This is a genomic window from Desulfacinum infernum DSM 9756 (assembly GCF_900129305.1).
GTDB classification, from domain to species: Bacteria; Desulfobacterota; Syntrophobacteria; order Syntrophobacterales; family DSM-9756; genus Desulfacinum; species Desulfacinum infernum.
On sequence record NZ_FQVB01000020.1, the window covers coordinates 12,491 to 32,241 of the forward strand.

12 protein-coding genes, 3 tRNA genes and 1 pseudogene are annotated in these 19,751 nt (G+C 60.7%); 10 read left to right on the plus strand and 6 right to left on the minus strand.

The window, feature by feature from the left end; all coding sequences use genetic code 11:
- Positions 1–215: 215 nt before the first annotated feature.
- The 3 genes from BUB04_RS10785 to BUB04_RS10795 are packed head-to-tail and all read right to left on the minus strand — an operon-like array spanning position 216 to position 3,721.
- Positions 216–3,134, minus strand: a complete 2,919-nt coding sequence (locus BUB04_RS10785) for a two-component regulator propeller domain-containing protein (RefSeq protein WP_073039220.1) — start codon at positions 3,132–3,134, stop codon at positions 216–218.
- Positions 3,135–3,137: 3 nt separating this feature from the next.
- Positions 3,138–3,497 carry a ligand-binding sensor domain-containing protein gene (locus BUB04_RS10790; RefSeq protein ID WP_073039222.1) on the minus strand — a complete coding sequence of 120 codons (360 nt, stop codon included), beginning with the start codon at positions 3,495–3,497 and terminating at the stop codon, positions 3,138–3,140.
- Positions 3,498–3,529: 32 nt separating this feature from the next.
- The gene (locus BUB04_RS10795) at positions 3,530–3,721 is read right to left on the minus strand and encodes a hypothetical protein (protein ID WP_073039225.1); all 192 of its coding nucleotides are present in this window, start codon (positions 3,719–3,721) and stop codon (positions 3,530–3,532) included.
- Positions 3,722–3,948: 227 nt separating this feature from the next.
- Here BUB04_RS10795 and BUB04_RS10800 point away from each other — a divergent pair.
- From BUB04_RS10800 to BUB04_RS10830, 7 genes are all read left to right on the plus strand, one after another.
- A tRNA-Leu gene (locus BUB04_RS10800) sits at positions 3,949–4,033 on the plus strand.
- A gap of 186 nt (positions 4,034–4,219) precedes the next feature.
- Positions 4,220–5,536: a trigger factor gene (tig, locus tag BUB04_RS10805; protein WP_073039227.1), complete on the plus strand. Its 1,317-nt coding sequence runs from the start codon at positions 4,220–4,222 to the stop codon at positions 5,534–5,536.
- A 2-nt stretch (positions 5,537–5,538) separates the two neighbouring features.
- The gene (gene clpP, locus BUB04_RS10810; RefSeq protein ID WP_073039229.1) at positions 5,539–6,147 is read left to right on the plus strand and encodes an ATP-dependent Clp endopeptidase proteolytic subunit ClpP; all 609 of its coding nucleotides are present in this window, start codon (positions 5,539–5,541) and stop codon (positions 6,145–6,147) included.
- A gap of 337 nt (positions 6,148–6,484) precedes the next feature.
- On the plus strand, positions 6,485–7,741 hold the full coding sequence (clpX, locus tag BUB04_RS10815; RefSeq protein ID WP_073039231.1) for an ATP-dependent Clp protease ATP-binding subunit ClpX: 1,257 nt from the start codon (positions 6,485–6,487) through the stop codon (positions 7,739–7,741).
- 41 nt (positions 7,742–7,782) lie between these two features.
- Positions 7,783–10,236 (plus strand): endopeptidase La, encoded by a 2,454-nt coding sequence (gene lon / locus BUB04_RS10820; protein ID WP_073039233.1) that lies wholly within the window; start codon positions 7,783–7,785, stop codon positions 10,234–10,236.
- A 96-nt stretch (positions 10,237–10,332) separates the two neighbouring features.
- Positions 10,333–10,408, plus strand: a tRNA-Val gene (locus tag BUB04_RS10825).
- A gap of 8 nt (positions 10,409–10,416) precedes the next feature.
- Positions 10,417–10,493 (plus strand) — tRNA-Asp (locus tag BUB04_RS10830).
- Between the two features lie 377 nt (positions 10,494–10,870).
- On the opposite strand, the gene BUB04_RS10835 is transcribed toward BUB04_RS10830, so the two are convergent.
- Positions 10,871–11,917 (minus strand): hypothetical protein, encoded by a 1,047-nt coding sequence (locus BUB04_RS10835; RefSeq protein WP_073039235.1) that lies wholly within the window; start codon positions 11,915–11,917, stop codon positions 10,871–10,873.
- A gap of 526 nt (positions 11,918–12,443) precedes the next feature.
- Here BUB04_RS10835 and BUB04_RS10840 point away from each other — a divergent pair.
- From BUB04_RS10840 to BUB04_RS10850, 3 genes are all read left to right on the plus strand, one after another.
- Positions 12,444–16,061, plus strand: coding sequence for an autotransporter domain-containing protein (locus BUB04_RS10840; RefSeq protein ID WP_073039237.1), 3,618 nt, complete (start codon positions 12,444–12,446; stop codon positions 16,059–16,061).
- Positions 16,062–16,408: 347 nt separating this feature from the next.
- On the plus strand, positions 16,409–16,825 hold the full coding sequence (locus tag BUB04_RS10845) for a PaaI family thioesterase (RefSeq protein WP_073039239.1): 417 nt from the start codon (positions 16,409–16,411) through the stop codon (positions 16,823–16,825).
- Between the two features lie 376 nt (positions 16,826–17,201).
- Positions 17,202–17,522: a heavy metal-binding domain-containing protein gene (locus tag BUB04_RS10850; RefSeq protein ID WP_143156453.1), complete on the plus strand. Its 321-nt coding sequence runs from the start codon at positions 17,202–17,204 to the stop codon at positions 17,520–17,522.
- A gap of 107 nt (positions 17,523–17,629) precedes the next feature.
- Here the strand turns inward: BUB04_RS10850 and BUB04_RS10855 are convergent, their stop codons facing one another.
- The gene (locus tag BUB04_RS10855; protein WP_073039243.1) at positions 17,630–18,277 is read right to left on the minus strand and encodes a corrinoid protein; all 648 of its coding nucleotides are present in this window, start codon (positions 18,275–18,277) and stop codon (positions 17,630–17,632) included.
- 62 nt (positions 18,278–18,339) lie between these two features.
- Positions 18,340–19,746: pseudogene (gene mtbB, locus BUB04_RS10860) on the minus strand ([dimethylamine--corrinoid protein] Co-methyltransferase).
- Positions 19,747–19,751: the final 5 nt, after the last annotated feature.

The following is a 19,751-nucleotide window of genomic DNA, read 5'->3' on the forward strand; positions in this document are numbered from 1 at the left end:
ATCAGACACATAACCGGGATACTTACGGCACCTTGTCGATTATGTCAATAAAAACGCCTGTCTTCGGCGGACACCATTGGACCGGGACCATCATCGTAGTCCGGACGGCGCCATCGACTGAAGATATGAAAAGGTGAAAAGACGTATGAATCGGAACCCGTGATGGAATCTCTTTCACGAGGCGAGATTTTGGATATTCCGATACCGCCTCTCATTTAGAGGAGAAAATAAAAGGTCGCCCCCCCTCCTTGGGTTCCTTCGGCCCAGATGGTGCCCCCATGCCGCTCAACGATTCGCTGAACCGTGGCCAGCCCGATTCCGGTCCCCGGAAAGCGCTCCCTGGAGTGGAGCCGCTGGAAAGGCCGGAAGAGTTTGTCCGCGTATTTCCCGTCGAAACCCACCCCGTTATCCCGCACAAACAAGGCGCTTTTTCCGCCAACATCCGTCCTTCCGAATTCAATCAGTGCACGGGGGCGATCCGCCGTGAACTTCCAGGCATTTTCCAATAGATTCTGCACCAGGACGCGCAACAGGACGGGATCCCCTTCCACCTCCAAATCAGGCGCAATCCGAAAGATGACTTCCCTGCCCGAATCCTGAGCGGTCAGCATGGCGGCCGTTTCCCGCGCCAGCTCGCTCAGGTTCACCCGCTCACGGGACACCTCCGCCCGCGCGATGCGGGAAAGCGCCAGCAGGGCGTCGATCATTTGGTTCATACGCTTTGCGGCGGAGCGAACATGATCCAGATATTCAACGCCTTGATCATCCAGGCGGTCCCGGTATTGCCTGTGGAGGATCCCGCTGAAGCCGTCGATGGCCCTGAGAGGCGCCCTCAGATCGTGGGACACCGAATAGGAAAACGCTTCCAGCTCCCGGTTCGAGGCCTCCAGTTCCGCCGTTCGTTCCGCCACCTTACGCTCCAGCTGTTCCTTGGACTCCGTCAGGATGCGCGTCGCCCGTTTTTCCGCTTCCAGTTGCTGGAGCTTGGCGTGGTACAAAACCCCGAAGAGCGCGAGTGCAAGAGCCGCACCCAGCCCTCGAAACCACCAGGTTTGCCACCATGCCGGTTTGACCTCGACCGCAAGGGCCGTTCCCTCCTCGTTCCACACCCCGTCGTTGTTGGCTGCTTTTACGCGAAAGACATACCGACCCGGCGGAAGGTGTGCGTAGGTGGCAAAACGCCGGGAGCTGTCCACATGGTTCCAGTCCTTGTCCAGCCCCTCCAGCTTGTAGGCGTACCGGTTCTTTTCCGGGGCGCGGAAGTTGAGCGCCGAAAACCGGAAGGAAACCACGGACTGTTCATGGGTGAGCACGATCTTTTTCGTGAATGGCAACGATTGCTGAAGGGGGGAGGCGTCTCCGATGCGCACCGGGCGGTTGAAAATCAGGAGGTCCGTCAATACCACCGGCGGCTTGTAAGGATTATCCAGGATCCTTTCGGGAAAGAACGCGTTGAATCCCCGGATACCGCCGAAGAGAAGTTCCCCTTGTCGGGTCCGGTAGGCGGCCCGAACCCAGAATTGATTGCTCTGCAGGCCGTCTCCTTCATCGTAATTTCGGTACCGGCCCGTCCCCGGATCGAACCTGGAAAGGCCCTTGTTGGTGCTGATCCAGAGCCTCCCTTCGTCGTCTTCCACGATGCCCGCCACCAGAGGGCCGGGGAGTTCCCGCGTGCCGTATTTTACGAAAGAGCGAGATCGAGGCATCCAGCGGTGGAGGCCCGCTTCCGTTCCCACCCAAATTCCGCCCTTGCGGTCCTCGTAAAGCACGGTGATGTTGTCGCTGGCAAGCCCGACCCTCTCCGCATCCAGGGTTTTTACGGTCTTCGTCTCGGGATCCAGGGCGCTCAGGCCCCCCGCCCCTCCGACCCAGAGGGTTCCATCGCGGGCCTTGAGAAGGCAGGTAAGCCAGTCGGTCGCGAGGCATCCGGCCTTTTCGCGGCACGCCGAGAAACGATCCAGCACGCCCCTTTCCGGATGGAACCGATACAGTCCTCCCCCGAAGGAAGCGACCCATAGGGATTCCATGGAATCCTCTGGCAGCAGCGCGCTGATATTTCCATGGGGCAGGCTGTGGGGATGGTCCTCTTTGTGGACGTAGCGTTCCCATTTTCCCGTTGCAGGCTCAAAGCGGTTCAGTCCGTTTCGGGTGCCGATCCAGAGGGAGCCGTCGGGTCCGTCGACAATGCAGGTGACGTCGTTGTTGCTCAAACTGTTGGGATCGTCCGGGTTCATAAGGAAGGACTCAAAGCGGTTGCGGACCCTGTCCCAACGGTTCACGCCGCCCCCGTTGGTCCCGACCCAGAGGGTTCCCTTCCGGTCCTCATGGAACGCGGTCACGTGGTTGTTGCTCAAAGAACGGGGATCCAGGGGGTCCCAGTGGTAGTGAGGAAAGCATATCCCTTGGGGATCCAGCCGGTCTACACCACTTTGGGTGGCCACCCACAAGCTCCCGGCTTCGTCTTCCGCGATGTCCCATACGGTGTTGTTGGAAAGACTCACGGGCGATCGCGGGTCGTAACGATAGGCCGAAAAGCTCCGGCGCTCCTCGTCGAACCGGTTCAGGCCGCCTCCCAGGGTGGCGACCCACAGGATCCCACGACTGTCCCGATAAATCCTGGAAACGCTGTTGTGGCTCAAAGAGGAAGGATCCGACGGGTCGGCCCTGTACGCGTGGAAAACACCCGTCGCCGGATCGAAGACATTCAAACCCTCTTCCGTCCCCACCCACACCCGGCCGTCGCGGTCCACCATGACAGTCCACACCCGGTCACTGCTCAGGCTCCCATCGTCCCCCGGGCGATGGCGAAAAGGCTCAAACGTGCCCTCCCTCACCCGGAAGCGGTTCAGGCCGCCGCCGTAGGTGCTGATCCAAAGGGTGCCGTCCTGGGCTTCCGCAATGTCGGAAACACTGTCGTGGCTCAGAGAGGCGGGGTCGTTGGGATCGTGACGGTAATGGAGGAACGTGCCCGATTCCGGATCCATCCGGTCCAGGCCGCGATCGGTTCCCACCCAAAGGACGCCGCGGGAATCCTCAAAGACGCACCACACGCGATTGGAGCCGAGGCTCTCGGGATCGCTCGGATCGTGCCGGTAGTGGGTGAAGGTCTCCGTTCGGGGGTCGAAACGATCCAAGCCTCACCCCCAGGTGGCAATCCAAAGCCTGCCCTGGGAATCTTCCATCAGGCGCCAGATGACGTTGCCCCCCGGCCCTTTGGGATTGGGGCCGTCGTGGAAAAAGGGGACGCATTCGTAGGCGTCGAACCGGTTGAGTCCGAACCGGGTTCCCACCCACAGGAATCCGACCCGATCCTGAAGGATGCTTAGTGCCTGACTATGAGAAAGTCCCTGACCCGGTCCCACGTGGCTCACGGAGAAGGCCGTAGCCTCGACCCCTTCGGGGCTCCGGCTCAGGGTGACTTTTGCCCCTCCTTCAGACCCGACGAGAAGCAGAATCAGAGACCACGCGGCCAGGCTCTTTCGAATGCCAGCTTTCACCCTCCACACCCCGTGCATCCCAGCGCAACCACTTATTTTCGAACAGAGAAGAGAGAATCGGCCTTGCAGTCGCCCGTCTGTTCCTTCACCTCGCACTCCTTGCAGAACGTTCCGTATTCCGGCCGGCTCTGCCTCTTGATGACATCCTGACCGGAAGGATACTGGGAACAATTGGAGCACCAGTGCCAGGTCTGGCTGTCCTCCTTACGGCGATAGACCACCATGGCTCTCCTCCTTTCTGGCTTGGACCGTTCGTTCCGCCCCCGGGCAGCGATCGTCCGGCGCTAATGCCCATTGTAACGCACCGGACGCCGACCGCCCAGACGCAGTGACGACGGACGCGGCCACTGTCCCTTTTTCTGCCCGCTAACGCCCTAGATTATCTTCCCCTTTTCCCTTGACACTCCAGGGGACCAGCGATTACAAGTTCCTGTGCTTCGCTGGGCGCAGTGCGAGAGTGGCGGAATTGGCAAACGCACTGGACTTAGGATCCAGCGCCCTCGGGCTTGGGGGTTCGACTCCCCCCTCTCGCACCAGTGCCGGAAGGACGGCGATGGTTAGACCGACAAACGAAGTCGGGCCCCCGAGCGGCTCACTTCGTTATATTTTTATGGACGTGCCGCCCCGCCGACACTGCGGCCCATGGGGTGTCGGGACCGCGCGCAACAGGGGGCGGGCAGGATCATGACAACACAACGGAGAGGGAAGGTTAGATCGTGGACATGAAGGTTTCTGTTGCAGATGTGAGCGCAACCCAAAAGAAGCTCCAGGTGGTGGTCCCCGCCGACCGGGTTCAGAAGGAGCTGGATCGCCGTTACCGTCAGTTGGCCAAACAGGTGCGCCTCAAGGGCTTTCGACCGGGCAAGGTCCCCCGAAAGATCCTCCAATCCTACTACGGCAAGACCGTGGAAGGAGAGGTTTCCAACCAGCTCATCCAGGAAACCTATCCCGACGCCCTCAAGGAAGCTGATCTAAAGCCCCTGATGGAAGGCGACGTGGACGACTTTTCCTTCGACGAAGAGGGCACCTTCACCTATACCGCGCTGGTGGAAGTCCAGCCTGAATTCCAGGTGAGCGACTACCTGGGCCTGGAGGTGGAGAAACCCGACACCGCGATCACCGATGAGATGGTGGAGCAAGAGCTGGAAAACCTGCGCGATCGCCATGCCGAGGTAAAATCCGTCCAAGAGGACCGGGAGGCACGGCCCGGGGATGTGGCGGTGGTGGACTTTACGCCGTTTATCGACGGGGTGCTCTACGAAAAGGGGAAAACCGCCGACTTCAATCTGGAACTGGGAGCGGGCGCCCTGCATCCGGAGTTTGACGACAAGGTGGCGGGGCACCGCCCCGGAGAAACTTTTGAGTTCGACCTCTATTATCCAGAGGATGCCGAGAATAAGGATCTGGCCGGAAAGACCGTCCACTTCCAAGTGACCTTGAAAGAGCTCAAGGAAAAGGTGCTGCCGGAGCTGAACGACGAATTCGCCCAGAAGGTGGGGGGCCACGAGTCCCTGGAAGCGCTCAAGCAGGCGCTCCGCGAGCGGCTCCAGAAATCCCGGGAACAGGCCGCGGCCATGGCCGTTCGCCAGGCCATCATGGAACAGCTGGTGGAAAAGACCTCCTTTGAAATCTCCGAAAAGGTGGTGGAACGCGAGATCGACCGGCGGATCCAGCAGTTCGTCCACCAGTTCACCGCCCAGGGCATCAACCTGGACCCCGCTCGTCTCAACACGCCGGAGATCCGCCAGGAACAGAGACCTCAGGCGGAACGGGACATCCGGTGGCGGCTCATCGTGGAGCAGATCGCCCGGCAGGAAGGCGTGGAGCTGAGCGACGAGGAAAAGGAGGCGGTCTATCAGGATGTGGCCCGTCTTTACCGGACCACGGTGGATGATATAAAAGAAAATTATCAGGAAAGCGCCGCGGTGCAGGAACTGATCCAGCACAAGCTTGAAGAGAAGGTCTTCAAGCTGCTTGAGGACAACGCCGTGGCGATGGCCGCACCCAAGGACCAGGAGCCGGAAGAGGCGGAGGAATAGCCATGTCTTTGATTCCCATCGTCATCGAACAGAGCAGCCGGGGCGAGCGCGCCTTCGACATCTATTCGCGCCTGCTCCGGGACCGCATCATCTTCCTGGGCACCCCCATCACGGACGAGGTGGCCAATGTGGTCATCGCCCAGATGCTCTTTCTGGAATCGGAAGACCCGGACAAGGACATCCACTTTTACATCAATTCCCCGGGGGGGCTGGTGACGGCCGGCCTGGCCATCTACGACACCATGCAATACATCAAGCCGGACGTGTCCACCCTATGCATGGGCCAGGCCGCCAGCATGGCCGCCGTGCTGCTGGCCGCCGGCGTCCGGGGGAAGCGCTACGCCCTGCCCCATGCGCGGATCATGCTCCATCAACCCATGGGCGGATTCCAGGGCCAGGCCACGGACGTGGACATCCAGGCCCGGGAAATCCTGCGGCTTCGGGAGGAACTCAACAAGATCCTGGCGGACCACACGGGACAGCCCCTGGAGAGGATCGAAAAGGACACGGACCGGGATTTCTACATGTCCGGCGTCCAGGCCAAGGAATACGGCCTGGTGGACGAGGTGATCATCAAGAGGGCGGAGGACTCTTCTGAAGGCAGCCGTTAAGGCAGGAAGGGCCCCAGCGTTTCCGGCTAGGACGTTCGAAAAGCCCGCCACGGCGGGGGACCGCTGGTCTCCCGCCTCTTTTTTCCCGGCGCCCCAAAGGATTTTCACCACCCTTTCATTGACATGGTTCATAATTTGCTTACTAGTAGTAGGCAGCATCACCTCGAGGGCGGGTATGCACCTGCCCATTGAAGGGGGCCGCAACAAGCGTTATGATTAGGTAACATCCCAGCTCGCGCGGCTGGCGATCCTAAAGAAAGCACGCACCATTTGCCGGGCCGCTCCCCTTTCGCAGGGAAGGACTCCGAGGCCCGAGCCACAACCAGGAGGAACCTCAATGGCCAAGAAGCGAGACGACAGAACGGGCGAACTCAGGTGCTCTTTTTGCGGCAAGAGCCAGAACGAAGTCAAAAAACTGATCGCCGGCCCGACCGTCTATATTTGCGACGAATGCGTGGAACTCTGCAACGACATCATCGCCGAGGAATACGAGCGCGATGAGGCGTCCCGAGCCACCCGGATCCCCAAGCCCGCGGAAATCAAGGAGGCCCTGGATCAGTATGTGATCGGCCAGGAGCGGGCCAAGAAGATCCTGTCCGTGGCGGTGCACAACCACTACAAGCGCATCGACCTGCGCCCGGACAAGAAGGACGACGTGGAGCTTCAGAAGAGCAACATCCTCATGATAGGCCCCACGGGTTCCGGAAAGACCCTGCTGGCACAGACCCTGGCCAGGATCCTCAACGTGCCGTTCACCATCGCCGACGCCACCACCTTGACGGAGGCGGGCTATGTGGGCGAGGACGTGGAGAACATCCTGGTGAGCCTCATTCAGGCGGCCGATTACGACATCGAGCGCGCCTCCCGGGGCATCGTCTATATCGATGAGATTGACAAGATCGCCAAAAAATCCGACAGCCCTTCCATCACCCGGGACGTCTCGGGCGAAGGCGTCCAGCAGGCGCTCCTGAAGATCCTGGAAGGCACGGTGGCCAACGTGCCGCCCAAGGGCGGACGGAAGCACCCGCAGCAGGAGTTCATCAAGATCGACACGACGAACATCCTCTTCATCTGCGGCGGCGCCTTCAACCACCTGGATTCCATCATCAAGTCCCGAACGGGTGTCAAGGGACTGGGATTTGCCGCCGATATCAAGAGTCAGGAACAGAAGAACGTGGGCGAGACGCTGTGCCAGGTGCAGCCGGAGGATCTCATCAAGTTTGGAATGATCCCCGAGTTCGTGGGCCGGCTCCCGGTGATCGCCACCTTGGGCGAGCTTACCGAAGAGGAGTTGATCCAGATCCTCACCGAGCCCCGAAACGCCCTGGTCAAGCAATACAAGAAGCTCTTCGAGCTGGAGAATGTGAAGCTTCGCTTCACGGAGGGCGCGCTGCGGGCCATCGCCAAGGAGGCCATCCGCAGGAAATCCGGGGCCCGCGGGCTTCGGTCCATCATGGAAAACATCATGCTGGACATCATGTACGACCTGCCGTCCCAGACGGACGTGGAAGAGTGTGTCATCAATGAAGAGGCGGTGGTCAACAAGGACCAACCACTGATCCTCTACCGCAGCCAGAGCCGCGAATCGGCCTGAGTTGTTCCGCACGACAGTGATCTGGAAAGAAGATGGGAGCTATGTTCAAGAGAATCAGGTACAAAGACGACTCCGGCGACCTCCACACGAACGTCACCATGCCCTTGTTGCCGCTTCGGGACATCGTGGTGTTTCCCACCATGGTGGTGCCGCTCTTCGTGGGCCGCGATAAGTCGGTGAACGCCCTGGAACGGGCCATGAACACCGACAAGCAGATCTTCCTGGCGGCCCAGAAGAACGCCAAGACGGACAACCCGGGCGAGAAGGACATTCATCGCGTCGGAACGCTGGCGACGATCCTCCAACTGCTCCGCCTCCCCGACGGCACCGTCAAAGTCCTGGTGGAAGGCGAACGGCGAGGGCGAATCCAGAGCTTTGTACCGCACCCGGACGCTTTCCACGTCACCCTGGAATTCCTCCACGAGGCGGTCAGTGCGGATCCCAACGAGGTGGAGGCGCTGCGTCGCGGCGTTCGATCGGCCTTCGAATCCTACGCCAAGCACAACAAGAAGATCACCCAGGAGGTGCTGGAGGCCGTCTCCGACATTGACGACCCGTCCAAGCTGGCGGATACCGTCGCCGCCTACATGCCGTTCAAGATCGATGTGAAGCAGAAGCTTCTGGAAACCGTCGACCCGGTACGGCGCCTGGAGAAGCTCTTCGGCTACATCCGCGCGGAGATCGAGATCATCAAGACGGAGGAGCGCATCAAGGGCCGGGTCAAGAAGCAGATGGAAAAGACCCAGCGCGAGTACTACTTGAACGAACAGATGCGCGCCATCCAAAAGGAGATGGGCGAAAAGGACGATTTCAAGTCCGAGCTGGAAGAGCTGGAGCGGCGCATCAAGAAAAAGCGCCTCAGCAAGGAGGCCGCGGCCAAGGTGCGCCAGGAATTCAAAAAGCTCAAGCTCATGTTGCCCATGAGCGCGGAAGCCACGGTGGTCCGCAACTACATTGACTGGATCCTGTCCCTTCCCTGGTACGAAAAGACCAAGGACAAGCTGGACATCGACGAAGCGGCGCGGATCCTGGACGAAGACCATTACGGCCTGGAAAAACCCAAGGAGCGGATCCTGGAGTATCTGGCCGTGCAGGCCCTGGTCAAAAAGATCAAGGGACCCATTCTCTGCTTCGTGGGGCCTCCGGGCGTGGGCAAGACCTCCCTGGCGCGCTCCATCGCCCGGGCCATGAACCGCAATTTCGTGCGCCTGTCCCTGGGCGGCGTGCGCGACGAGGCGGAAATCCGCGGCCACCGGCGCACCTACATCGGGGCCATGCCGGGGAAGATCATCCAGAGCCTGCGCAAGGTGAAGAGCGCCAACCCGGTCTTCTGCCTGGATGAGATCGACAAGATGACCATGGACTTCCGGGGCGATCCGGCGGCGGCGCTCCTGGAGGTTCTCGACCCCGAGCAGAACTACGCCTTCAACGACCATTACCTGGATCTGGACTACGATCTGTCGTCCATCTTTTTCATTACCACGGCCAACACGCTCCATTCCATCCCGTTGCCCCTTCAGGACCGGATGGAAATCATCCGGCTGCCGGGCTACACGGAGGTGGAAAAGCTGGAGATCGCCAAGGGCTTCCTGGTGCGCAAGCAGTGTGAGGCCAACGGCATCACGGAAGACAACGTGGTCTTTTCCGACGAGATCCTCCTCTACATTATCCGCCACTACACCAAGGAGGCGGGGGTGCGGAACCTGGAACGGGAAATCGCCTCCATCTGCCGCAAGGTGGCCAAGGAGGTGGTCCGTCACGGACCGGAAACGCGGGTGGAGCTCACCGAAGAGATCATCCAGGAGTACCTGGGCGTGCCCCGGTTCCGCTACGGCCGCGCCGAGGAAAAGGACGAGGTGGGCCTGGCCATCGGGCTGGCCTGGACCGAAGTGGGTGGAGACATCCTGGGCATCGAAACCCTCACCATGCCCGGCAAGGGCAAGATCCTCATCACCGGCAAGCTGGGCGACGTGATGCAGGAATCCGCCCAGGCGGCCTTCAGTTACGTGCGGTCCCGAGCCGAGCGCTTGGGCATTCCCAAGGATTTCCATGAGCATTTGGATCTCCACGTCCATGTTCCCGAAGGCGCCATTCCCAAGGACGGCCCGTCGGCGGGAATCACCATGGCCACCTCCATGGTGTCGGCCCTGACGCGGATTCCCGTAAGAAGCGATGTGGCCATGACCGGCGAGATCACCCTCCGCGGCCGGGTGCTTCCCATCGGCGGGCTCAAGGAAAAGATCCTGGCCGCCCACCGGGGGCTCATCAAGACGGTGCTCATCCCCAAGGACAACGCCAAGGACCTCAAGGAGATCCCGCCCAAGATCCTGGAGGAGGTCAACATCGAGCTGGTGGAGCACATGGACGACGTACTCCGCAAGGCCCTGGCCCTGGACGATCCGGAAAGCCTCTTCCGGGAGGTTCCGGACGGCCCGCAGCCGGTCTTCTTCGGGTCGGAAAAGCCGCCCGTCACAGGCGACATTCAGCCCCACTAGGGGGCATGAAAAAGTGCTTGACTTGGCCGGGGGGATCCTGTACAAACGGGCCTCGCGTGGGGGCGAGGCCGAAACGATCCCCCCGGGAAGCGCGAAGGGCGGATAGCTCAGTTGGGAGAGCATCGGCCTTACAAGCCGGGGGTCACAGGTTCGAGCCCTGTTCCGCCCACCAGATGTTGCGGGGACGTAGTTAAGATGGTTATAACGCCGGCCTGTCACGCCGGAGGCCGCCGGTTCAAGTCCGGTCGTCCCCGCCAGCAAGACCCGAGGGCTTCGTCGAAAGACGAAGCCCTTTTTGCTTTTGGGCCCCGGCCCCAATCCCCCCCCGACCCCCCTTTGAAAAAGGGGGAAGGAATGCCCCCGCCCCCTGGGAGGCTGTCTGACAATGGGTTCTTTGCCTCGTTTTGTCTCCATCCGTTATCCCCGCGAAAGCGGGGATCCAGGATTTCCGGGAACCTATGGACTCCCGCTTGCGCGGGAGTGACGGTTTGCGGAGTTCTCGGACAACCTCCTAGGAAAAAGGCTGGTCCCTGGCCGCCCTTGAAGCCGCAGGCCGCAGCGAGCATGTTCCCGCCGGCTTAGGCGGCCTTGTAGCCTATCGCCCCCCTGTTGCGCGCAGGTACCCCGCACCGTTTCAGGCGAAGAAGCGCCGCATGTGCTCGGCCAGAGCCTCCGGGCGCATGATCATGATCTCGTTCTTCAACAGCTTCTGGAAGTAGTAATCGTCCGTGCGATAGTGGGGTGTTACGTTCTGGCGGTTGACGATCCGAAGAACGGTGGCGAAGGATCCGCCGCTTTCGCCCAGCGGGCCGCCGTAGCAGGAAAAGTTGAACGTGGAAAAGCCCAGGGCGTGGAAGCCGGCCAACACGTGCTGCAGCCCCCGGGCCACGGCCCTCACGTCCTCTTCCGTCCACTCCAAGAACGTGGCCGCCCCGGGAACGACCGCCAGGATCTCGTTCACCCCCATGGGCGAAAAGGCCGCCATCCAATGGACCCGTTCCATTTGGGCAATGTGGCGGACCTTTTCGGTCCGTTCGGCGGCCGCCAGATCGTCCCAATAACACCTTCCCGTGCGTTCCCGGTAGGCCCGCGAGGCGTCTAGAAGTAGCCGGTGATGGGTCCCGGGTTCCACGCTCCCCAGGATCTGCAGATGGGGATGAATGACGCTGGCCCCCGCCGGAAAGAGATAGTTGGCGTTGACGGTGAAATAGCGCACGGTGGGTGTCTTTTCAGCGCACGCCTTCACGAAATCCAGTGCCGCCGCCAGGGCGTCGGCGAGGAGGTCTTCCGGAAAATCATCCAGGTGACGATGGTGCCTCTCCCCGACCATGACCACGGCATGGTGGGCGGAAAGCGGGAAGAGGTTCGGAAACAGGACCGCTTCGCCGCGAACGATCCGCCCGCCGGGGATCAGCTCTTCGGGGTAGGCGGGCGTGGTGGTCTGCCATCTCCCGTGACACAAAAAGCAGGATGCCTCCGTGGCCGCCGCCCGCTCCTCCAGATAGGCCTCGTCGGTCGGGGGAAAGAGGATCGCCGTTTTCCCCTCCAGCGCCGCGTTGTAGATGCTCTGGTGACCCGTGAGCGGGTCCCGTCTCACCTCGATCACCTGCTCGTCCAGCTCACCATTTAGAAGCGGGCTGTGAAACCGTGCGGTCTCTGTCCAGGTCTTCCATTCCAGCATGGCACATCCACCTTCTGTTGAGTAGCAATCCCATCTTCTCTCTCGAACAGTCCCTTTTCGCTTCACCGTAGGCCTTCGCCCAAGTGCGCACCCTGGAACAGGGTAAGAACACCCCCTTTGCCTCCACGTTCTTAAGGCAAATCGATCAGCCCAGGTAACGCCTTCCTCTTCGCCACGCCCTCTACCGGCTCAGAATCAACAAGAGCAGCCAGCCGACATTTGTTGAAATATACCTCTTCTGCACCTGGACATCACGCAAGTTTTCGGCTATCAAGAGGACGAAACCGGTCTCGATTCAAAAAGGGGCAAGGCTTTCATTTTCCTTATTCCCATCGGACATCTGAAAGGTATACGCATATGGAATTGAGCCGCCCTCCCCCTGCGGCTTTGCCGGGCAGGCCTGCTCTAGACCATGCCTGAACGAAGCGGCCCTTCAACCGGTTCGGTCTTTAGTATGCACCCCCACTCCCAGTCCATTGCGGAATGACGCGTCCGTATACCATCCCTCCAGCCACGAGGAATCGAAATGAAAAAGAAGGTGATGCTTTGCATAACCACGTTGTTTTTGCTGCTCTTCGCGGCGCAGGTTGCAGTAGCCGACCGAACCGTTGAGGTCGAAATTCCCGACACCCAAACGAGTTACGTCAACTCCGGCACCTTGGACCTTTCCGAGTTCGACTCCTCCCTGTCCAAGATCTCCACCGTCTTTGCCGAGCCATCCGCCACTGCGCTTGATTTCTACAACCAGGCAAGTGGCATCATCCGGGCTTCGGCTACGGTGGGCTCTGCCACCTCGGATGACGTGTTCGCACAGCCCTTCGGGGTACAGATCGGCTATGAAGAAGACGATACCTACTACACCCGTAATGTCGGCACCTTTGAAAATCACGGGTGGATCAGCGCCGACGGCACGTGCGGCGACGCCAACGCGTACGCTGATATCGATGACGGCGACGAAGTGGACAACGACGCGATCACCATCTACGGTACCGTTGAAACTTTTTTGAACACCGGTACTATCTCTGCCGTCGCCACTTCGGGATCAGCGTTGAACGGAGGAGAACTCGACCTGGATCCCGATGGGGTGGATTTCAACCTGTGGGTGAACTCTTTCGAGAACTCGGGCACCATAATGTCAACAGCCCGTTCCGGCGATGCTACAGGCTCAGATTCCAGGTTGGATCCCGATGCAGAGGGCGTAAACTTCGACGACGGGGTCACGACTTTTAGTAATTTGACAAACGGTATCATTTCCGCGTCAGCTACTGCTGGAAACGCAACCAACGGCGGGCGCATCGACGCGGATATCAATGGTATCGACTTCAGTGACGGCGTGGTGGTGGATTCGTTCGCAAATGAGGGCACGATTTCCGCCTCCGCGACCACAGGCGGCGGGAACAACGCAACGATCTATGTGGATTCCAAAGGCATCGATTTCGATGACGGCACCGTGCACCTGTTCGCTAACACCGGAAGCATCTCTACTTCAGCGGCTACAAATGACATGAGTAGAACATTGATCGACCTGAACTCGTATGGCATCGACTTTGAAAGCGCAACTGTGGGCACTTTTTCTAACAGCGGCACCATCTTTGCCGCCTCGACCTCGGGCAATAGCACTTCAGGCAACTCCTCGTTGCAAGCCGCTGGGCTGCTTGCCCACTCCTTTTCCAGTTTCACCAACAGCGGGGCAATTTCTGCTCTCGCCTCGGTAGGCGACTCGTTCGACCTTAGTGCTGTTTTTACTTTTACCTGGGGGACCCTGTCCTATGACTCCGTGGGCACGTTTACAAACCGTGGTACCATCTCCGCCTCCGCCTCCACAGGCGATGCCCACAGTTCATGGGTGGAGGTGTACTCCTACGGTAGCGTCTTCTGGGATACCGTAGATACGTTCTCCAACAGCGGCATGATTTCCGCCTCGACAACCACAGGCGACGCAAACGTTTCGGAGATCTTCGCGGAGTCTGTAGGCTTAAACGTCTCCGGCACTGTAGGCACGTTCACCAACACCGGCACCATTTCAGCCTTGACGGCCGCCGGCAAAAACGGGGGTGACGGGCGCATATATGTCGAAGCTAGTGGAGTAATAACCCATTCCCCCGTCACGTCAATGACAAATAGTGGAACGGTGGAAACCTCGTCTTTCGCCGTCGCGGGCGATAGGGTTTCGTCTCAATCGGTTGCCTTCTCAATTAATCAGGTCGACTCTTTCACCAACACGGGAACCATCCGATCTTCCGCCATTGCCGACGGATGTGCGGAGGTTTCAAATTCTGTGGAATCCTACGGAGTCGAGTCCACCCACCTTGGCGACTTTACCAATGCAGGCGACATCGATGTTTATGCAGAAGCCATCTTTTCCAACGAGAGTGAAGACGTCTCGATTGAGTCAGCCGGGGTCTTGGTTGAGGGTGCAAGAAGCGTGGAAGACTTTCTGAACACCGGCACTATTCACGTGGAAGCCTTTGCCAACGGCACCGCCGCGGCCCATCTTGAACTCTCTGCCTACGCGGCTTACCTCACGGCCCTCGGAAATTTCACCAACACCGGCACCATTCAGGTGGACGTGACGGATGGTTTCGGAGCCGATGTTATCGATACTGCGGCACTTGCCGTCAAATACAGCGATGACGCCACGGTGGTAAATCACGGTACCATGAAGGTGGCCCTGGACCTACCCTCGGACATTCAGGAGGACGCAGTGAACGCCGCCGTCTTCCAAGTGTCCGGATCCAATGTGACCCTCACCAACGATGGGTTCACCTGGGTGGAGTCCAACGTGACCGTCCCCAACCTGCGAACCCTTACCATCGCGGACAGCTCCGTGGTCACCCTGGAAGATGCCTTCGCCATCACGTTCGGAACCCCGGGCATAACCCCGGACACCCGCCCCATCTTCGTGGAGGAGGCGTCCAGCATCGACCTGAACGGCGCCACACTGATCGCGCGTGCCGACTCCAGGAACATCCGGTTGAACGTTCCTTACTATCTCCTGCAAAGCGACGATGAAGACGGGGTACAGAACCAGTGGGGCGGCCTGGAGAAGGGCTTCACCAATTCGCAGTTTACCGTGAACTGGTACGGGGAGGACCGGGGCACCAATTCGGCCGTCATCTTCCAGTACCAGCCCAGTCCCGATTCCATCGGGCCGGCCCTGGGCACCCTGGGAGGAAACCTGCTCATCGCCAACTTCCATCAATTGTTCGTCCTGACGGCCCCCTTCACCTCGCCCTTCTTCGCCAAGGCCGAGGAGATGCAACCGATCCTATTGGCAGCCGGCGCCGTCAGCGACGCCAGCCCCTTTTATGGAAGGAAACTGGAGCAGAACCGCTCCTTCTGGGCCATGCCTCTCTACGCCTACGTCTCCGACAGCGGCATCGGTTTCGATTCCGAGAGCTATGGCTTAGCCCTCGGAGCCGGAGGCCAGATCACGGACGCTTTTTCCATGAACGTCTACGCCGGTGTGGTGGACAGCGACATCGACTACAACGTGGAGGGAGCTTCCACGGGAGACCAGGAAATCCTGCTGGGGGGTATCACCACCCAGTACCGCATGACGGACAAGTACTACGTGCGGATGAATGCGGAAGCCTACAAGGCCGGCAACGACTACGCGGGCCGGACCGGATTCAATTACTACCTTCGCGAGACCGCCGATTACGACAGCTGGGGGGTGTCCGCGGAGGTGGTGGCCGGCGGGGTCTTCGCCGTTCGTGAGGGATGGATCTTCCCCGAGCTGGGCGTGAGCTTCGGACATCACGAAGCCGAAAGCTTCTGGACGACCGTGGAGGCCGACACCAGCTTCGAAAGACGGTATGAACCCGATGACACGAACACCTGGAAACTCATCGCAGGCCTCAACGGGCTCGTCCCCTTCGGCGGAAACAACCACTTCTACGGTCTCGTGCGCCTGGAACACGCCCTGGGGGACAACGACATCTCCGTCGTCAACTGGATCAGAGGGGACAGCACCGCCCGCACCAAGCTGGAAAAGGACGTTGCAGCCACGACCGTCACCTCGCAGGTGGGAGTCAACCTGCGCGTGCGGGAGAATCTCAGCCTGGACCTGGGCCTGAGAACCGACTTCAACGCCGATTACGAGGCCTTTGCCGGCAAGCTTCGACTAAAATACCTGTTCTAGCGGCTTCCCCGGAGTGGGTTTTCAGATCAAGATAGACGAGGATTGACACCCTGTTTGTGGCCGCGGCGCTTTGAGCCCCGCGGCTGCATTCGCTTGTATGCCGGGAGAAAGCAGCAAATGGCCGGGCCAGCAGGTTCTTCGCCCTTAACGGCCAGTTTTGGCATCACTTCAACACGGCGGCAAGAGGAGGGGCCTGCGCCTCCTTTTTGCCCGGCCGAAGGTCTTCGCGCCCGATGATCTGCCCGGCCTGCCACGAATGTTCCAAGCTTTCCGAAAGACAAGGATGGGGCAGGTGGACTTCAAACCTTAGCCGTCACGACCTGCAAGGGAAATCATTGAAAGGGAAAATGACTTTCGAGGCCGTCAGAAAATTCTTCGAACGGGACAGGTTCGCGCAGTTTGTCGGATTGGAACTGGTGGACGCTTCTCCGGGGCGGGCTCTGGTTCGTCTGGCCGTTCGGGATCACCACCGGAACGGGGTGGGGCTGGTCCACGGAGCCGTGCTTTTCACCCTGGCCGATTTCGCCTTCGCCGTGGCGTCCAACTCCCACGGCCGCACCGCCCTGGGCATCAACGTCTCCATGGCCTATCATCAAGCCGCCCGCGACGGCCACTTGCTGGCCGAGGCCATGGAGATCCACAGAAACGACACACTCGCCACCTACCGGGTGGACATTCGCGATGATGCCGGCTCCCTCATCGCCACCTTCCTGGGTACGGCCTATCGAAAGAGGGAGCCTCGGCCCGGGTCGGCTGAACTTTAGGGGCCGTCCGACAATGGCTCCCCGACTTACAAGGCCGAGGAATTTGGGTCCTCCTCGTAGCCGCGGGGCTTTAGCCCCGCGGGAAAGGACCCTGGTACCCCATGAAGCGACAGAAAATGCGCGAAGGTCCATCCAACTCCCGGAGGTTCTTCCGCAGCCCTAAAGGGCTGCCTTGCGAGAAAAGAGATCATCCGCAGCGTTCCAGGGCAGGCTCGTAAGAGCTTATCCGAGAACGCTGTTTTCCTGGGAGCGCGGGGTTTTTAGACACTTTGTCGGACACGCTCCTCCGATATCACCCTTCAACGCACTTCGAGGACGACCCCGGACGGAACACTCGTTGGATCGCCGGGCATCCTCGGGAAAGGAGAATTCCATGATCATCCTGACCACCACCCCGCACGTGGAAGGACGCAAGATCACCCACTACCACGGCATCGTGACGGGAGAAGCCATCATGGGCGCCAACGTCTTCCGGGACTTCTTCGCCAGCATCCGGGACATCGTGGGCGGCCGGGCGGCATCCTATGAAAAGGAATTGAGCAAGGCGCGGCGCATCGCCCTGGAGGAGATGAGCGAACGGGCCCGGGAGCTGGGGGCCAACGCCGTAGTGGGAATCGACATCGACTACGAGACCATCGGATCCCAGGGCAGCATGCTCATGGTCAGCGTGAGCGGAACGGCGGTGACCTTACAGTGATCCGTAATCCGTGATGCGTGGGGTGTGGGGTGTGATGAGCGCCGAGTAAAGAATGTTGGGTGATGGGGGCGGGCCTGCGCCCGCCCCCCATTTCCAGACGAAAGGATTCAATTGGTCGCCAGGAGCTGCTTTGCCACCACCACGGCCGCTCCGGCGTCCTCGGCGAATCCGTCGGCGCCGATCTTCTTCGCCCACCGTTCGGTAACGGGCGCTCCGCCCACCATGGTCTTGAAGCGGCCCTTGAGGCCCGCCTTCTTCAGGGCCTCTTCCAGCTTCTGCTGGGCGGGCATGGTGGTGGTCAACAGGGCGCTGGTGCCGATGATGTGCGCGTTGAACTTGTCCGCCTCCTCGATGAGCCGGTCCGTGGGCACGTCCCGGCCCAGGTCCAGCACCTCGAAGCCGTTGGCCTTCAAGAGCGCCACCACGATGGTCTTGCCGATATCGTGCACGTCGCCTTCCACCGTGCCGATGACGAACCGGCCCCGGCCCTCCTGGGCGTTTCCTTCCGGAATGGCGGCGTTGATGATGTCCGTGGCCGCCTGCATGGCCTTGGCACTCATGATGAGCTCCGGCAAAAAGAGCTTTCCGGCTCCGAACATCTCGCCCACCTGGTTGATCCCGGGAACGAACGCCTGGTTGATCAGAACCAGAGGCTCGATGCCCTCCGCCAGCCCTTGGCGCGCCAGCTCCTCCGCCTTCTTGGCGTCTCCGCGAACCACGGCGTCCACGGACGCCTGAAACAGCGCTTCGCTCATGAAATTCCTCCTGCCTCCTCATCGTCGGCGCCGCCCGCCCGTCGGACGGCGCCCTTCCCTGCTCAAATGCCCAGTTGAGACCGAAACAGCTGCACGGACCGGATGGGCACGCCCAGAAGTTCCGCAATACGCCATTTGGCCCGTATGCCCTTGGGGCTTCCCGCAATCGAGGTGACCGTGCCGAGGCCCAGGTCCTTCCTGATCTCGCGCATGATCTCTTCGTCGGTCAGCTCGAAGACGTCCACCCCCAGCTTTTCCGCCACATACCGCTTGGCTTCGTGGATCTTCATGCGACGGGTGAGCTGCATCCACGCCACCAGATCTCCGGCAGTGCGGATGCCGCCCATGCACGAAGCCATGATATGGGCGGTGTGCATCCCCAAAGGATCCCCCACGCCTATCTACAACCCGTCGGCTTTGCCGATCTGCACCAGCGCCTTGGACACCCGGGTGACCGCATCGATGGGGGGCTGCTCCATCATGGGAACCCCGCACACGCCCATGCCCACATTGGCATGAACCGGAATGGACGAAGCTTCCGAAGCGGCCTTGACGAAGGTCACCGCCCGAGCCAGGTTCCAGGCCACCGATTCGGTGGTGGCCGTACTCACCGCCACGCCGTAGATGTCCACACCGGCGGCTTCCGCCACCTTCACCTGCTCATGGGGGTAGAGCCCCGCCAGGCGTCGCCCCTGGTATTCCACACCGCCGTGCATCCCCAGAACGAACTCCCCCGCCCCGCCCATGATAATGGGAAGGTCCGGCAGGTCCTTCTTCAGTTCTTCCACGGCCTGGAGCGCCGCCAGGTAGTCGGCGTCCCCCGCCGAACCGCACGTGTCGAAGTTGAGCCCTTCCAGGCCCACTTCGGCCAGGCGCCGGCCCACGAAGACCAGGTCCCTTCGCAGATGCTCGCAGGCCTCCTCCTGGGCCGCCCGCGCCTCGTCGATCTTCCCGAGAGGCATCAGCTCCGCCGCGTTGGCACACGGCCCGTCGGGCTGGAAGTACAGGCCCATGTTGGGCTGGGCGCCGTAGAGAAACGGCGCCGTGGTCACCTGGGAGATGTTGTAGTAGTCGTTGGCTTCGAAGTTGATGATGGGCTTGACGGGCTTGTAGCTGTAGTCGCTGTGGCCCATGGAGGTGGTGTCCGCCCCGCAGGCCCGCTCATAGGTGAGCACCGCCTGCAGGCGGCTCAGGGGCGCTCCCACCCCTCCTCCGTCCTGGCCGGAATAGAAGCTCATGGAACAGCCGTCGTCGGTGACGATCACCTCACGGCCCGGCTCCACGCTCACGATCCGGCCCGGCTCCGCCAGGATGGCGAACAGCTCCTCCTGTTCCGCCTCGGTCAGCTCCGGAACCCCGGCGCGGCGGGCCGCCTCGGCCGTCCCCCGCCGGATGTCGTCCCGGATCTCCTGGGCGTCCATGGCGAGCCGCTCTCCGTCCCCCATGCGGGTCAGGATTTTTTGACTCATCGGGC

Bases quoted from the DNA above. Each gene is read 5' to 3' on its own strand.
- BUB04_RS10795 (WP_073039225.1), bottom strand. From the start codon at position 3,721: ATGGTGGTCTATCGCCGTAAGGAGGACAGCCAGACCTGGCACTGGTGC.
- tig (WP_073039227.1), top strand. From the start codon at position 4,220: ATGAAGGTTTCTGTTGCAGATGTGAGCGCAACCCAAAAGAAGCTCCAG.
- clpP (WP_073039229.1), top strand. From the start codon at position 5,539: ATGTCTTTGATTCCCATCGTCATCGAACAGAGCAGCCGGGGCGAGCGC.
- clpX (WP_073039231.1), top strand. From the start codon at position 6,485: ATGGCCAAGAAGCGAGACGACAGAACGGGCGAACTCAGGTGCTCTTTT.
- lon (WP_073039233.1), top strand. From the start codon at position 7,783: ATGTTCAAGAGAATCAGGTACAAAGACGACTCCGGCGACCTCCACACG.
- BUB04_RS10835 (WP_073039235.1), bottom strand. From the start codon at position 11,917: ATGCTGGAATGGAAGACCTGGACAGAGACCGCACGGTTTCACAGCCCG.
- BUB04_RS10840 (WP_073039237.1), top strand. From the start codon at position 12,444: ATGAAAAAGAAGGTGATGCTTTGCATAACCACGTTGTTTTTGCTGCTC.
- BUB04_RS10845 (WP_073039239.1), top strand. From the start codon at position 16,409: ATGACTTTCGAGGCCGTCAGAAAATTCTTCGAACGGGACAGGTTCGCG.
- BUB04_RS10855 (WP_073039243.1), bottom strand. From the start codon at position 18,277: ATGAGCGAAGCGCTGTTTCAGGCGTCCGTGGACGCCGTGGTTCGCGGA.